Below are 17318 nucleotides of genomic sequence, written 5' to 3'. Positions count from 1 at the left end.
AATTGGTTTGGGGCCAGTTGGAGTTTGCATCCGGTCTCCGCTCGGGGGCGCAAAAAATGTATGCATGAAGATGTATCACGTTACCTACTCATCTGTGGCCTCGTACCAACGCCAAACATACGAACGTTTCGTACTGTTAGCTATCGTTAGTCGGGTAAGGTTTCGGATTTGACGTCTTTTTGTCTGACGTTGCCAGTAGATAGGATATTTAAGGGCGTTGAGTCGAAGTTTCAACACCTACCCTGGCGCGAGAATTACAACTCCGAGGCCTGTTCCCGCGCGTTCTGAATCATAATATTTGCACACCACCGACAAGTTATGAAATAAATCGCGTTTTTGTGCAGTTGATCCAGATGACCAGCGACTCGACAATGCCGCCCGCGGTTCCTCTTCATAGCTGTCCCATAGACCGTTCCCCTTCGAACAACCACCTGTATGCGGAGCGGCACGAGCTGTGCTCGAAGTTTACAGCCGGGAAATCAGCTGTTACTCCAACACGATCACGCATTACGGGAAGGTCATGCACTCGTTTCGTCTGAAGCATCTAGTTGCGGCTGTTGCAGCCTCTATCACCACCGTTGCGCTGGCTCAGCCCGCTACGCCGCGCGCCACGCCGCCCGCCATGCCGCCGGCATCGGTACCCCAGGCGACCAGCACCACGGGCGGCGCCACCCTCCATCAGGTGGTCGAGCAGACGCTGCTGACAAACCCGGAGATCCAGGCGCGCTACAACGATTTCCGTTCCTCGCTGGAAGGGCAGAACGTGGCGCGCGGCGGATTCCTGCCGCAGGTCAATGCGCAGGGCTATCTGGGCCGTGAATGGCAGAGCAACCTGCCGGGCGAGGGTTCCGCCAGCTGGAACCGGCCGGGCTACAACCTGGAACTGCGCCAGCTGCTGTTCGATGGCTTCCGCACGAACAACGATGTGAAACAGGCAGGCTTCGAGAAGCTGGCGCGCTTCTACGATTTGCTGGCCACCAGCGATGAGATGGCCTTCAATGCCACCCAGGCTTTCCTGGACGTGGAGCGCTACCGCGACCTGGAAATGCTGGCGCGGCAGAATTACACCCTGCACGAGGAAACGCTCAAGCAGATCCGCGAGCGCGCGGACTCGGGCGTCGGCCGCCGCGTGGACATGGAACAGGCGGGTGGCCGCCTGGCGCTGGCCCAGACCAACCTGATGACGGAAAGCGCCAATCTGAACGACGTGACGCAGCGCTTCCGCCGCGTGACCAACCTGGACGTGCCGGCGACGCTGGCGCCGCCTCCCCGCGTCGAGGAAAAGCTGCCGAAGGAACCGAAGAACTTCAACGATTCGCTGCGCAGCAATCCTTCTTTCCTGTCCAAGCAGGCGCTGCTGCAAGCCGCGGATGCCGGTACGCAGTCGGCCAAGGGCGCGTTCTCGCCCAAGTTCGAGTTTGTCGCCTCGACCGGTACCGATACCTCGCAGCCTGGCCCGGACTACAAGAACACCCGCAGCACCAACGTACAGGTCGTCATGTCGTACAACCTGTACCGCGGGGGCTCGGATTCCGCACGCCTGCGGCAAACCGCCGCGCAGGGCTACGCTGCGCGCGACGTTCGCGACTACACCTGCCGCAACATCCAGCAGGACCTGGCGATCGCCTGGAACAACATCGTCCACCTGCGCCAGTCGCTGCCCTTCCTGCGTGATCACGAAGTGGCCACGACCAAGGTGCGCGATGCCTATCGCCAGCAGTTCCAGATCGGCCAACGCACGCTGCTCGATTTGCTGGACACCGAAAACGAACTCTTCGAATCGCGCCGTGCGCTGACCAACGCCCTGTATGACCTGCAGGTCGCGCAATATCGCTGGCTGACGCTGTCGCACAAGTTGCTGCCCACGCTGGGCCTGCGCCCGGCCAATGACGAGACGCCGGAAGAAAACGGCAAGCTCGAGGTCAGCGACGAAGTGATCAAGCTCTGCAATTCGACCGTGCCGGACGCCACGCGCCTGCAGCCGGTGAAGGTGCTTTACAACGACGGCACGGCGCCTCCGGACCTGGTTCCGGCGAACAAGCCTTCGAAAAACACCCCGGCGACCCCGGGAACGGCCCCCAAGTGGTAATCGACCATGGCGACTGACGGCAAAAAAGATCGGGATAGCGATTTCTCCCGCCTGGACGCGGACTTCGTGCGCGTCCTGGAGGACCTGATCGATGCCCTCATCGCCAATGGCACGCTGCGCCTGACGGATCTTCCGCCACAGGCGCAGCGCAAGCTCACCGAGCGTAAACAGCAGCGGGCGCGGTTATCCGAACATCTGGATTTGCTGGACGATGAAGACGGACAAGTTATTTGACCGCTCGGTGGACTCGTGGCGCGTGGACCCTCGTACCACGCACGACGATCCCTTGCTGGATTGCCTGGTCGAACTGACGCGGGTGCATGGCGTGCCCGCCACGGCGCAAGCGTTGTCGGCAGGCCTGCCGCTGGTCGACCAGCGCATGACGCCGGCTTTGCTGCCCCGCGCCGCGGCGCGCGCGCGCCTGTCGGCCCGGCTGGTGAAGCGCCCCATCGACCAGATCCCCACCGACATCCTGCCGGCCATCCTGCTGCTGCATGGGGAGCGCGCCTGCCTGCTGCTCGAGACGCGCGATGGCAAGTACCTGATCAGCCATCCCGAACTTGGCGCGGGCGCCGTCGAGATCGATCCGGAAGAGCTGGCGCGCGACTACACCGGCATGGCGTGCTATGTGCGCCCGCAGTTCCGGTACGACGCGCGGTCGCCCGAAGTCGGCAAGGTGCGTGGGCGTCACTGGTTCTGGTCCGCGATCTTCGAGAACCGCCGGCTGTACCGCGACGCCATCGTGGCGGCGGTGCTGATCAATATCTTCGCGATGGCGATGCCGCTGTTCACGATGAACGTGTACGACCGCGTCGTGCCCAACAACGCCCTCGAAACCCTGTGGGTGCTGGTGGTCGGCATCGCCGTGGTGGTCATCTTCAATATGATCCTGAGCACGGCGCGCGCGCATGTCATCGATAGCGCGAGCAAACGGGTCGACGTGCGGCTGTCGGCGCTCATCATGGAGCGGGTGCTGGATCTGCGCATGGAAGGCCGGCCGGTGTCGGTCGGGTCCTTCGCCGCGAACCTGCGCTCCTTCGAGGCGATCCGGGATTTCATCGCGTCGGCGAGTATCACCACACTGGTGGATCTGCCGTTCGTCATCCTGTTCCTGCTGGTGCTGGCCTGGATTTCCCCGTGGATGCTGATCCCGCCCGTGGTGGCGATCTTGCTGATCGTCCTGGTCTCGCTGGCGGCGCAATTCCGCATGGAAACGCTGACCATGGCGTCGTATCAGGCGGCGTCGCAGCGTAACGCGACCCTGGTCGAAGCGCTGACGGGCTTCGAAACGGTCAAGACGCTCAACGCCCAGGGGGCGATGCAGCGCAATTGGGAGCGCTCCACCGAATTCATCGCGAATATCGGCAGCAAGCTCAAGCTGATGTCCAGCACGACGGTGGGCTTCGTGTCGGCCATGCAGCAACTGGTGTCGGTGGCCGTGGTCACCATCGGCGTCTACCTGGCCCAGGAATCCTTTATCTCCATGGGCGGCATCATCGCCGCGTCCATGATCGCCGGCCGTTGCCTGGTGCCGCTGGGACAGATCGCCGGGCTGATGCTGCAATACCAGAACGCCCGCACCTCGCTCGGTTCCATCGACGGTTATATGCAACTGCCCGTGGAGCGTCCTGAGACGGCCGAGTTCCTGCACCGGCCGGTCTTCCATGGCGCGATCGAGTTCCGCGACGTGACGTTCTCCTATCCCGGCGCGGCCCAACCCGTGCTGAAGAACGTTTCCTTCAAGCTGGCGCCGGGCGAGAAGCTGGGCATCATCGGGCGCATCGGTTCAGGCAAGACCACGCTGGAAAAGCTGATGCTGGGCCTGTACCAGCCGAGCGAAGGCACCGTGCTGCTGGACGGCGTGGATGTACGACAGGTCGACCCTGCGGATCTGCGGCGCGCAATCGGCTACGTGCCTCAGGACCCGGTGCTGTTCTACGGCAGCCTGAAGCACAACATCGCCATGGGCGCGCCGTACGCGGATGACGCCAGCATCCTGGCGGCAGCCGAGGTCGCCGGGGTGAGCGAGTTCGCCAATGTCCACCCCGACGGCTTCGATATGCTGATCGGCGAGCGCGGCGAGTCGCTGTCGGGCGGCCAGCGCCAGTCGGTGGCGGTTGCGCGGGCCCTGATCAACGATCCTCCGGTATTGCTGCTCGACGAGCCCAGCAGCAATATGGACCACCAGAGCGAGGCGCGGCTGCGCAAACAACTGACCGGCGCGGCAGCGAACAAGACGCTGCTGCTGATTACGCATCGCACGGCGCTGCTGGAGCTGGTGAGCCGCCTCATCGTCATAGACGCCGGCCGCATCGTGGCTGACGGTCCGAAGGACCAGGTCGTGGAAGCGCTGCGTACCGGACGCGTGGGGCGGGGGGCCTGAGCATGAATACCCACGTTGCGAATGAAGGCGGATCCTTCCTGGGCGCCCTGGTGCGCCTGCCGCGGACGCTGCTCGTCAAGTTGTTCGACGTGCTGCTGGATGGCGAGGACCGAGGCAAGCCCAAGGTGACGACCGGGTATACCGGTAATGCGGAGTGGGCCATACACGAATCCGACGCCCGCGGCGCCCGGGTGCTGTTGTGGACCTCGCTGGTCGCGGTGGCGATCCTGCTGGCCTGGGCCGCGCTGAGTCCCATCGACGAAGTCGTGCGCGGCGAAGGCAAGGTCGTGCCGTCGCGCCAGGTGCAGATCGTGCAGAGCCTGGACGGAGGCGTGGTCAAGGAAATCCTGGTGCAGCCGGGCCAGGCGGTGGAGCCGGGCCAGATCCTGCTGAAGATCGACCCGACCCGGTTCAATTCTTCCCTGGGCGAGAACAACGCCGAATACCTGTCGCTGCTGGCCAAGGCCGCGCGGCTGCGTGCCCTGGCCACGGGCCAGCCTTTCCAGGCCCCGGAGGAGGTGATCGCGCAATTGCCCGTCGCCGTCGAGGCCGAGCGCAATGCCTGGATCCAGCGCACCAATGAATTGAACGCCACGGTCAGCGTGGCCAGGGAGCAGGTCAAGCAGCGCCAGGAAGAACTGCGCGAGACGCAGGCCAGGCGCGACCAGGCCGCCACCACCTGCAGCCTGACCTCGCGCGAGCTGACCGTGACGCGGCCCTTGCTCAAGAGCGGCGCGGTGTCCGAGGTCGACCTGCTGCGCCTGCAGCGCGACGTGGCCAAGAGCTGCGGCGAGCAGAAGGCGGCCGAGGCGCAGATCGACCGCATCGAGGCCTCGATCAAGGAAGCGATGAGCAAGACCGAGGAAGCGGAACTCAATATCCGCAACCAGGCGCGCAGCGAGCTCTCGGACACGACCACCAAGCTGCGCACGCTGAGCGAAGGCAAACTGGCGCTGGCCGACAAGGTCAAGCTGGCGGAGATCCGCTCGCCGGTGCGCGGCACGGTCAAGACCCTGCTGGCCAACACGGTGGGCGGGGTGGTGCAGCCGGGCAAGGACATCGTGGAGATCGTGCCCACGGACGACTCGCTGTTGCTGGAAGTGCGCGTGCTGCCGCGCGACATCGGTTTCCTGCACGCGCAGCAGAAGGCGGAGGTCAAGTTCACCGCCTACGACTACGCGATCTACGGCGGGCTGGAAGGCGTCGTGGAGCAGATCGGCGCCGATACCATCACGGACGAACGCGGCAACTCCTTCTACATCGTGCGGGTGCGCACGGCGCGCTCTTCGGTCGGCGAAAAGCACTTGCCCATCATCCCCGGCATGGTGGCCGAGGTGCATATCCTTACCGGCAAGCGGACGGTCATGCAGTACCTGCTCAAGCCCATCCTGCGCGCCAAGGAAAACGCCTTCACGGAACGTTGAGTCGAGTCGGCCCGGGAGCCCGGACGGTGCGGCACCGCATCGTCCACCGTTCCCGGGATACGCATTGCAGCCCCACCGCGGCGCGAAGGTCGCACCGCGGCCGGACACTAACTAGAGGTATCGATGCACGTGGCACCGGTTCTGTTCGTCACCCATGACGACTTGCTGTGGAAGCACTGGTCGGGTCTGGACGCGCGGCAATGGCTGCCCGCACGCGGCCGCAGTCTTCCCGACATGGCGCGCTGGCGTGAACAGGGCCGATCGCTGGTGGTGGTCGATGCCGATCTGCCCCGCCTGCCGGCCTGGAATTCCGAGCAATGGACCGGCGCGCTGAATGGCCTGCGCGTGATCGTCGCCAGTGCGCGGCCCCATGACGAGCAGGGCACCAAGGTGTTGGCGTCCGGGGCGGTGGGGTACTGCCACACCTATGTCCCGATTTCGACCCTGACCCAGATCCTGGAAGTCGTCGAATCCGGCGAAATATGGATGGGACGTTCGCTGGTCACGCGTCTGTTGCGGCTGGTGGAAAGCCGTGCCGGCGGCCAGGAGCAGTGGCACAACAACGCGCTGACCGAACGCGAGGATATGGTGGCCCGCCGCGCCGCGGTCGGCGAAGCCAACGGGGAGATCGCCTCCGCCCTGGGCATCACCGAGCGTACGGTCAAGGCGCATCTGTCCTCTGTATTCGAGAAGCTGGGGGTGAGCGATCGCCTGCAGCTCGCCTTGCGGGTGCACGGCATCAGCCGCTAGGCCACGCCGTCCAGTGGAGCCCGCCGTGCCGCCCGGCCCGGCCCGTTTCCGGAGAGCCGGGGCCTGGCCACCGGCGCGTAGCGGTGTCCGGGCTCCATGCGTCCAGGCGGCGAGGTCGGCAGGGGCCGCTGCGCGGGACGGACGTGCAAGACTTCTTAATTACTCTCCCCGCACCTCAATCCCACTCGCGAACCTGTCCTCCAGGACAATACCGGCCATAGGTCCAGCTCTATAGGATTACGCCATCCTAAACCGGAGCTACAACATGGCCTTCTCCACTCCCGCAGTCGTTACGCAAGTCACCGGACGCGCCTGGATCCGCAACAGCGACGGCTCGCTCACCGAACTGCACGTCGGCAGCCGCATTCCGCCGGACACCGAGATCGTGACTGCCTCGGGCGGCACCGTGGGCCTGCAGACCGAAGGCGGGATGCCTTTGACGATCGGGGAAAACCGTGATGTGGCCTTCAACGCCGACATGGCGGGCCAGCCGGTGGACCGCTCCGAAGCCGCCGTGGCGCCGCCCACCGGCACCGATTCCGACCGTCTGCTGGCAGCGCTGCAGAGCGGCCAGGATCCTTTCGATAACCTGGATCCCACGGCTGCCCTGGTGGCCGGTGGGGGAGACGCGGGCGGCAGCAGCTTTGTGCGCCTGGCCCGTATCGTCGAGGGCACCACGCCGCTGGCACTGGAATACCCCGGCGCGGGCGTGCCCGCCATCAACCTGTTGACGCCGGCCGGGCTGGCCAATACCACGCCGGACAACGGCGGCCCCACCGCCGGCAACGACCAGAACACCACGAGCGAGAAGTCGCTGGTCAGCGGCAACATCCTCACCAACGACACCGACCCGGAAAACGACGCGCTGGCCATCGTCTCGGTGGGCGACCGCCCCATGACGACGGGCGGCGTCAGCGTTGCCGGATCGACGGGCGGCACGTTCACCGTGTTCCCGGACGGCAGCTATGTGTTCAATCCGGGCGAGTCCTTCCAGAACCTGGGCGTCGGCCAGTCCGCCACCAGCAGCATCACCTATACGGTGACCGACCCCTTGGGCAACACCTCGACGGCCACGGTCACAGTGAACGTGAACGGCGTGAACGACGCGCCCGTGGCCACAAGCGCCATCGACAACGTCGCCGGCGTGGACGCGCAACAGGGCGTGAACCTCGATGTGTCCAGCCATTTCGCCGACGTCGACAATGGCGACCGGCTCTCCTATAGCGCGATCGGCCTGCCTCCCGGCCTGGTGATCGATCCCAATACGGGCGTCATCAGCGGCAACATCGACCATTCCGCTTCGCAAGGCGGCAATAACGGCGTGTACCAGGTCGTGGTGACGGCGACGGACGCCAGCGGCGCCTCGGTCTCCGAAACCTTCGACTGGAGCGTGACCAATCCGGGTCCGGTCGCGGTAAACGACACCGCGACAAGCACCGAGGACACCACGGTCTCGGGCAACGTGCTTACCGGCAACCCACAGGGCGCGGGCCGGGATAGCGATCCCGACGGCGATACGCTGCAGGTCATCCACGCCGGCGACCGTGACATCCCGACGGGCGGCGCCACCGTGGCCGGTTCCAACGGCGGCACCTTCACCATCCTGCCGGACGGCACCTACACCTTCAACCCGGCCCAGGACTTCCAGAGCCTGGCCGCGGGCGAGACCAGGACCACCACGATCACCTACATCGTTTCCGACGGCGAAGGCGGCACTTCCACCGCCACGCTGGAAGTGACCGTGACGGGCACGAACGACGTGCCGGTGATCACGCCGCACCAGCCGACCGAGGGCGATCCGCTCAACGGCGACCGCGGCACCGTCGTCGAGGACGGGCAGATCAGCACGCAGGGCAAGCTGAACATCACCGACGCCGACCACGATCAATCGTTCTTCCAGGCGCAGACGAACACCGCCGGCCAGCATGGCGCGTTCTCCATCGACGCCGATGGCCGCTGGACCTACAACCTGGCCAACAGCGACCCGGCCGTGCAGGCGCTGGCCGTGGGCGAGACGCTGACCGAGCAATTCCAGGTGCTGTCCGCCGACGGTACGCCGACGACCATCACGGTCACCATCGAAGGCACCAATGACATCCCGGCGATCAGCGGCGCGAATACCGCCGCGGTGACCGAGGACGTCGAACCCTCCGTGTCGGGACAACTGGCCGTCGCCGACGTCGATACCAGCGATACCCACAGCTGGTCCGTGAGCGGCGAGCCCAAGGGCGCGTACGGCACCATCAGCGTCGACCAGACCGGCAAGTGGACCTACACCGTCGACCAGCAGGCCACCCAGGCCCTGCGCCAGGGACAGCAGGTGCAGGAAACCTTCAATATCCTGGTAGCCGACGGCCATGGCGGCACGGCCATCCAGGCCGTCACCGTGACCATCACCGGCACGAACGACCTGCCCGTGGTCACCAGCGGCAGCGGCGCGGTCACCGAAGACCAGAATGTCACCGAAGGGCAACTGGTCACCAGCGGCCAATTGACCATCACCGACGCGGACGCCGGCGAAGGCGTATTCCAGCCGGGCGCCCACTTCGACGGCAGTACGGGCAACGGCAACGCGCCGCTGGGTACGCTGGCTTTCCAGGCCGATGGTTCGTACACCTACACGGTGGACAACAGCAACGCGGTGGTGCAGGGCCTGCGCAACGGCGAGAGCATTGTCGAAACGTACACCGTGACCAGCCAGGACGGCACCACCACCAGCACCATTACCATCACGATCAACGGTACGGACGACGTGCCGGTCATCACCCCGGGAACGCCCGGCGGCGACAAGGGGACGGTGCAGGAAGACGTCACGTTGAGCGTGCAGGGCAAGCTGGACATCACCGACGCCGACCATGACCAGTCGTTCTTCCAGGCCCAGGACAACGCGCCGGGCAAGCACGGCACCTTCAGCGTCGATGCCAACGGCAACTGGACGTACAACCTGGCGAACAACGACCCGGCCGTGCAGGCGCTGGCCGTGGGCGAGCATCTGACCGAGCAATTCACGGTCGTCTCCGCCGATGGCACGCCGACCACGGTGACGGTCACCATCGACGGCACCAACGACATCCCGGAAATCAGCGGCGAAAGCAGCGCGGCGCTCAAGGAAGACGCGGTCCCGGCCGTGTCGGGCCAGTTGGCGGTGGCCGACGTCGACACGAGCGACAGCCATACCTGGTCCATCACCGGCAAGCCGCAAGGGCAGTACGGCACGCTGACCATCGACCAGAATGGCAAGTGGACGTATACCGCGGACCCCAAGGCGATCCAGGCCCTGCCGGAAGGCAAGGAAGTGCAGGAAACCTTCGTGGTGCAGGTGGACGACGGCCATGGCGGCACGGACCTGCAGACCATCACGGTGACCCTGACCGGCACCAATGACGTCCCGCAAATCACGGGCTCGGATTCCGGCACGGTGGTCGAGGATTTCATCCTGGCGCAAATCACGGGCGGCAAGCTGAACGTTTCCGACGCCGACGCGGGCCAGAACTCCTTCCAGCCCCAGAAGGTGACGGGCGAACACGGCACGTTCACGCTGCACGCCAACGGCCTGTGGACCTTTGTCCTGGCCAACGGCAATGCCGACGTCCAGGCTCTTGGCCTGGGCGAGAAGCTGGTCGAAACGTATACCGTGAAGACGGCCGACGGTACGCCGACCAACGTGACGGTGACGATCCTCGGCACCAACGACGCACCGCACATCAGCGGCCAGAGCACGGGCGCCTTCAAGGAAGACGTGGCCAATTCGGCCAGCGGCCAATTGCAGGTTGCCGACGTCGATGCGCATGACAAGCACAGCTGGTCCATCGTGGGCAACGGCAAGAGCGAGTACGGCACGCTGACCCTGGACCAGACCGGCAAGTGGACCTTCACGGGCAACCAGAAGGTGCAGTCGCTGAGCGAAGGCGAGACGGTGCAGCAGAAGTTCACCGTCGTGGTCAGCGACGGCCATGGCGGCTTCGATACGAAGACGGTCACGGTCAATATCACCGGCACCAACGATGTCCCGGTCATCACGCCGCACCACCCGGGCAGCGACCAGGGCCTGGTGGTGGAAGACGCCAAGCCCAACACCACGGGCGGCAAACTCGACGTCAAAGATGCCGACCAGGGCGAGAGCAGGTTCGTCCCGCAGACCAATCATCCCGGCGAGCATGGCACGTTCTCGATCGATCAGAACGGCAACTGGGTATACAAGCTGAACAACGCCGATCCGGCCGTGCAGGCGCTGGCCGCCGGTGAAACGCGTACCGAGCAGTTCCAGGTATCGTCGCAGGACGGCAGCGCCACGCATACCGTGACGGTGACCATCGTCGGCACCAACGACGTGCCGGTGGTGACCAACGGCGCGAGCGCCGTGACGGAAGACCATGACGTGGCCGACGGCAAGCTGGTGACGACCGGCCAATTGACGATCAACGACGTCGATGCGGGCCAGAGCACCTTCAGGACCGACGCGCATTTCCAGGGCAGCACCGGCAATGCCGGTGCGCCGCTGGGCGTGCTGGAAGTCAAGGCGGACGGCTCCTATACCTACACGGTGGACAACGCCAACACGGTGGTGCAGGGCTTGCGCAACGGCGAGAGCATCGTCGAAACGTACACCGTGACCAGCCAGGACGGCACTGCGACCAGCACGGTCACCATCACGATCAACGGCACGGATGACGCGCCGGTGATCGTTGGCCAGGCCGAAGGCACGGTCAAGGAAGACGTCACGCTGAGCGTGCAGGGCAAGCTGGACATCACCGACGCCGACCACGACCAATCGTCGTTCCAGGCCCAGGACAACGCGCCGGGCAAGCACGGCACCTTCAGCGTCGATGCCAACGGCAACTGGACGTACCAGCTGTCGAACAACGATCCGGCGGTGCAGGCGCTGGCCGTCGGCCAGCACCTGACCGAAGAATTCCAGGTGATCTCCGCCGACGGTACGCCGACCACGGTAACGGTCACCATCGACGGCACCAACGACAAGCCGGAAATCAGCGGTGAAAGCAGCGCCGGACTCAAGGAAGACGCGGCCCCGGCCGTGTCCGGCCAACTGACGGTGGCCGACGTCGATACCATCGACACGCACACCTGGTCCATCGTCGGCAAGCCGCAGGGCCAGTACGGTACGCTGACGCTGGACCAGAGCGGCAAGTGGACCTACACGGTCGATGCCAAGAAGGTCCAGTCCCTGAGCGAAGGCGAGCCTTACACCGAGACCTTCACGGTCAAGGTGGACGACGGCCATGGCGGAACGGACACCCAGGTGGTGACGGTCAACCTGGTCGGCACCAATGACGTGCCGGTCGTCAGCGGCATCGGCTCGGGCACCGTCGTGGAAGACGGCGGACTGTTGCAGAAGACGGGCGGCATCCTGTTCGTCAATGACGCCGACGCGGGCGAAGGCCACGTGCAGGGCGCGAAGATCACCGGTACCTACGGCGAGTTTGCCATCAATGCCTTCGGCGTGTGGACCTATACGCTGAACAACAACGATCCCGCGGTGCAATCCCTGGGCCTGGGCGAAAAGCGCGTCGAAACGTTTACGGTCCGGACCGCCGACGGTACGCCGACCAACGTGACGGTGACCATCCTCGGCACCAATGACGCGCCGCACATCAGCGGCCAGAGCACGGGCGCCTTCAAGGAAGACGCGGCGAACTCGGCCAGCGGCCAATTGCAGGTTGCCGACGTCGACGCGCACGACCAGCACAGCTGGTCCATCGTGGGCAACGGCAAGAGCGAGTACGGCACGCTGACCCTGGACCAGACCGGCAAGTGGACCTTCACGGGCAACGAGAAGGTGCAATCGCTGAGCGAAGGCGAAGCGGTGCAGCAGAAGTTCTCGGTGGTCGTCAGCGACGGCCGCGGCGGCTTCGATACGCAGGACGTCGTGGTGACCATCACTGGCACCAACGACCTGCCCGTCATCACCCCGCACAACCCGGGCGATCCGCAGAACCCGGGCAGCGCCAGCGACCATGGCCTGGTGACCGAAGACGTGCTCGACACGACGGGCGGCAAGCTGGACATCCAGGATGCCGACGCGGGCGAGAACAAATTCGTGGCGCAGACCAACCACGCCGGCGACCATGGCACGTTCTCGATCGACGAGAACGGCAACTGGACCTACAAGCTGACCAACAGCGACCCGGCGGTGCAGGCCCTGGGCGCGGGCGACACCTTGACCGAGAAGTTCACGGTCTCGTCGGCCGACGGCAGCGCGCAGCATGAAGTGACGGTGACCATCGTCGGCACCAACGACGTGCCGGTGCTGAGCAGCGGCGTGGGCGCGGTGACCGAAGACCTGAACGTGGTCGACGGCAAGCTGGCCACCAGCGGCCAATTGACCATCACCGACACGGACGCGGGCGAGAACCACTTCAAGGCGGGCGCGCACTTCGACGGCAGCACGGGCAACGGCAACGCGCCGCTGGGCACGCTGGTGTTCAACACCGATGGTTCCTATACCTACACGGTGGCCAACGCCAACCCGGTGGTGCAGGGCCTGAAGACGGGCGAGAGCATCGTCGAGACCTACACGGTGACCAGCCAGGACGGTTCGAAGACCAGCACGATCACCATCACCATCAACGGCACGGACGATGGCGCGACCATCACGCCGCACAACCCGGGCGATCCGCAGAATCCGGGCAGCGCCAGCGACCATGGCCTGGTGACCGAAGACGTGCTCGACACGACGGGCGGCAAGCTGGACATCCAGGATGCCGACGCGGGCGAGAACAAGTTCGTGGCGCAGACCAACCACGCCGGCGACCATGGCACGTTCTCGATCGACGAGAACGGCAACTGGACGTACAAGCTGACCAACAGCGACCCGGCGGTGCAGGCCCTGGGCGCGGGGGACACCTTGACCGAGAAGTTCACGGTCTCGTCGGCCGACGGCAGCGCGCAGCATGAAGTGACGGTGACCATCGTCGGCACCAACGACGTGCCGGTGCTGAGCAGCGGCGTGGGCGCGGTGACCGAAGACCTGAACGTGGTCGACGGCAAGCTGGCCACCAGCGGCCAACTGACGATCACCGACACGGACGCGGGCGAGAACCACTTCAAGGCGGGCGCGCACTTCGACGGCAGCACGGGCAACGGCAACGCGCCGCTGGGCACGCTGGTGTTCAACACCGACGGTTCCTATACCTACACGGTGGCCAACGCCAACCCGGTGGTGCAAGGACTGACCTCCGGTCAAAGCATTGTCGAAACCTACACGGTGACTAGCCAGGACGGTTCGAAGACCAGCACGATCACCATCACCATCAACGGTACGGACGATGGCGCGACCATCACGCCGCACAGCCCGGACAGCGACAAGGGGCAGGTGGTGGAGGACGTCACCTACACGACCGGCGGCAAGCTGGATGTGCAGGATCCGGACCCCGGCCAGTCCCAGTTCGTGGCCCAGCCGAACACCGCCGGCCAGCACGGCACGTTCACCATCGACGCCAACGGAAACTGGACCTACAACCTGACCAACAGCGACCCGCTGGTGCAGCAGCTGGGCAAGGGCGAGACGCTGGTCGAGAAGTTCACCGTATCGTCGGTCGACGGCAGCGCGCAGCATGAAGTGACGGTCACCATCGTCGGCACCAACGACATCCCGTCGATCAGCGGCGTCAGCACCGGTGCGACCACCGAGGATGGCGCCTCCAAGGTGACGGGCCAGCTCAGCGTGGCGGACGTGGATATACACGACGGCCATACCTGGACGGTAGACAGCAACCCGAAGGGCGCCTACGGTTCCCTGACGGTGGACGCCACCGGCAAGTGGACCTATACGGTCGATACCCAGGCCACGCAGGCCCTGACCGGCGGCCAGAAGGTGCAGGATACCTTCACGGTGAAGGTCGACGACGGCCATGGCGGCACGGCCACGCAAACCATTACGGTGAACATTACCGGCACCAACGACATCCCGGTCATCACGCCGCATACCAGCGGCGGCGATCGCGGCCTGGTCATCGAGGACGCCCAGCTCAGCACGCAGGGCAAGCTGGACATCACCGACGCCGACCAGGGCCAAAGCGCCTTCAAGCCGCAGACCGTGCAGGACGCCTACGGCACCTTCACCGTGGACGCCAACGGCAACTGGACCTACACGCTGGACAACAACAATCCGGCGGTGCAGGCCCTTTCCGGCAGCGACACGCTGGGCCCGCGCACCTTCACGGTGACCTCGCAGGATGGCACGACGACGCACAATGTCACGGTGAACATCGGGGGCGCCAACGATGCACCGACCTCCGCCGATAACTCCGCCACCATGGGCGTGGGCCAGTCCCATACCTTCGGGATCAACGAGTTCGCCTTCAGCGACAGCCATGGCGAGCACGACAGCCTGCAAAGCGTCGTCATCACCCGCACGCCGGACAGCGGCAGCCTGACGCTGAACGGCCAGGCCGTGACGCAGGGCCAGGTCATCTCGGCGGCCGACATCGCGGCCGGCAAGCTGGTCTACACCCCGGGCGCCGACGGCAAGGATGCGTCGTTCGGCTTCGAGGTGCGCGACACCGGCGGTACGGCCAATGGCGGCCACAATACATCCGGCGAGTACAACTTCGACCTGGCCACCAACAACCTGGTACAGGGCGACAACACCAGCAGCGGCGGCAGCGACGGGCATGGCGGCCATACGCCGGTCCTGAACGGTGGCTCGGGCGACGACATCATCCTGGGCGACCTGGGTGGCACCGTAACGACCACCGTGCCGGGCCAGAACTACAACATCGCGCTCATCGTCGACCACTCGGGCAGCATGACGGCCGAAATCGACGGCCAGACCCGGATGGAACTCGTCAAGGACGCCCTGCTGGCCTTCGTCAAGACGCTCTCCAACCACGACGGCATCATCAACGTCACGCTGATCGGGTTCGGTTCGTCGGCGGATACGCCCGTCACGGTCCAGGGCCTGGATCCGAATGACGTCAACAGCTGGAACGACAAGATCATCGCGGCCATCAACAACCTGAGCGCCAACGGGTCGACCAACTACCAGGACGCGTTCGACACTGCGGTGGACTGGTTCCAGGACCAGGCCGGCGCAGGCAAGGGCACCGCCAACGGGTATCAGAACCTGAGCTTCTTCCTGACCGACGGCGATCCCACGGTCACGAACTCCGGCGGCAGCGGCTCGTCGACCAGCGCCAGCGTGCTGCAAACGTCCATCAACTCCTTCGCGGAGTTGGCGGCGATCAGCACGGTGCACGGCGTCGGCATCGGCGACGGCGTCAACCAGAACTACCTGCGCTTCTTCGACAATACGGCGGGCACGGGTACGGCGACCGTTTACTTCCCGAGCTCCACCAACCTGTCGGACTCGAACTCCTACAATTGGGACGAGAGCAGCAACTGGACGGTCCGCACCAATGGTGGTGGTACCGTGGCGAACGGCAACGGAAGCTCGATCGCCATCACCGACGCTTCCAACAAGTCGGGCGCCACCGTCGTCGACAGCAAGAGCATCACCATCGCGGCCGGCCACACGGGGCACTTCGAGTTCGAGCTGTCCACCTCCAATCTGTCCAGCAGCGACAACTACAGTTGGGCGTTGCAGCAGTTGGTGAACGGCTCCTGGACCACGGTGCAGTCGGGCAAGGGAACGGGCGACATCACGACCGGCGACTTCGGCAGCGGTCAGTATCGCCTCGAGTTCTCGGTGCTGGACAACACCAGCGGCGGCGGTACGGCGAAACTGACCGTCGACGACATCACCCTGGTCGACAATACGCCGGTCAGCGGCCCGGCCGGCCAGGTGGACATCGTGCACCAGGCGAGCGACCTGAACACGGCGCTCACCGGCGGCGGATCGCATTCCGACCCGGCGGCGGTCGGCAGCGATACGATCAACGGCGGTGATGGCAAGGACATCATCTTCGGCGACACGATCAATACCGACGGCTTGTCCTGGAATGGCCATGCGGCGGGTACGCACGACGGGCAGGGCATGCAGGCGCTGATCGACTACCTGACGGCTACCAACGGCCATGCGCCCACGTCGGCGGAGCTGTACGGCTACATCAGCGCCAATCACGCGCAGTTCAACGTGAGCGGCGATACGCGTGGCGGCGACGACGTCATCCATGGTGGCAGCGGCGACGACATCATCTACGGCCAGGGCGGCAACGACCAGCTGTACGGCGATGCCGGCAACGACATCATCTACGGTGGCGAAGGCAGCAACCTCCTGCACGGTGGCGCCGGCAACGACACCCTGACCGGCGGCTCGGGCAGCGACACGCTGATCGGCGGGCAGGGCAACGACACGCTGATCGGCGGCGGTGGCGGCGACACGTTCAAGTGGGAATTGCACGACCAGGGCACGAACAGCGCCCCGGCGGTCGACACGATCAAGAACTTCAACACCAATGCCGCGTCGGCGGGTGGCGATGTCCTGGATCTGCACGAGCTGCTGCAAAACCCCACCGATGGCGATCTGTCGAAGTACCTGCACTTCACCAAGCAGGGCGCCGACACCGTGGTCAACGTCAGCACCACCGGGCATGCCCAGGATGCCGGCGGCAATGCCTTTGACCAGAAGATCGTGCTGCAAGGCGTGGATCTGACGAACAACGGCACCCTGCAGGACGCGGCCATCATCAATGACCTGTTGCAGAAGGGCAAGCTGCATGGCCACGACTAAGGCCTAGCAGTGCGGCGTGGG

General features: G+C 65.1%; 6 protein-coding genes. All 6 read left to right on the top strand.

Translation table 11 applies throughout. From position 1 onward, the window contains the following. Positions 1 to 520: 520 nt before the first annotated feature. Complete coding sequence (locus BAU07_RS15695; protein WP_084026071.1) at positions 521 to 2089, top strand: TolC family outer membrane protein; 1569 nt, start codon at positions 521 to 523, stop codon at positions 2087 to 2089. Between the two features lie 6 nt (positions 2090 to 2095). Further along, on the top strand, positions 2096 to 2323 hold the full coding sequence (locus BAU07_RS15690) for a hypothetical protein (protein ID WP_066659423.1): 228 nt from the start codon (positions 2096 to 2098) through the stop codon (positions 2321 to 2323). Next, entirely contained in the window at positions 2301 to 4472 is a 2172-nt protein-coding gene (locus tag BAU07_RS15685) for a type I secretion system permease/ATPase (RefSeq protein ID WP_066659422.1), read from the top strand. Before BAU07_RS15690 ends, BAU07_RS15685 begins: the two co-directional genes overlap by 23 nt. Before the next feature lie 2 nt (positions 4473 to 4474). Continuing rightward, the gene (locus BAU07_RS15680) at positions 4475 to 5896 is read left to right on the top strand and encodes an HlyD family type I secretion periplasmic adaptor subunit (protein WP_066659421.1); all 1422 of its coding nucleotides are present in this window, start codon (positions 4475 to 4477) and stop codon (positions 5894 to 5896) included. A 123-nt stretch (positions 5897 to 6019) separates the two neighbouring features. Continuing rightward, positions 6020 to 6646: a helix-turn-helix transcriptional regulator gene (locus BAU07_RS15675; protein WP_066659420.1), complete on the top strand. Its 627-nt coding sequence runs from the start codon at positions 6020 to 6022 to the stop codon at positions 6644 to 6646. Positions 6647 to 6911: 265 nt separating this feature from the next. Next, positions 6912 to 17297, top strand: a complete 10386-nt coding sequence (locus BAU07_RS27160; RefSeq protein WP_066659418.1) for a retention module-containing protein — start codon at positions 6912 to 6914, stop codon at positions 17295 to 17297. Positions 17298 to 17318 lie beyond the last annotated feature (21 nt).

The sequence above is a fragment of the Bordetella flabilis genome (assembly GCF_001676725.1).
GTDB classification, from domain to species: domain Bacteria; phylum Pseudomonadota; class Gammaproteobacteria; order Burkholderiales; family Burkholderiaceae_B; genus Bordetella_C; species Bordetella_C flabilis.
This window is presented reverse-complemented; position numbering and strand designations above follow the sequence as displayed.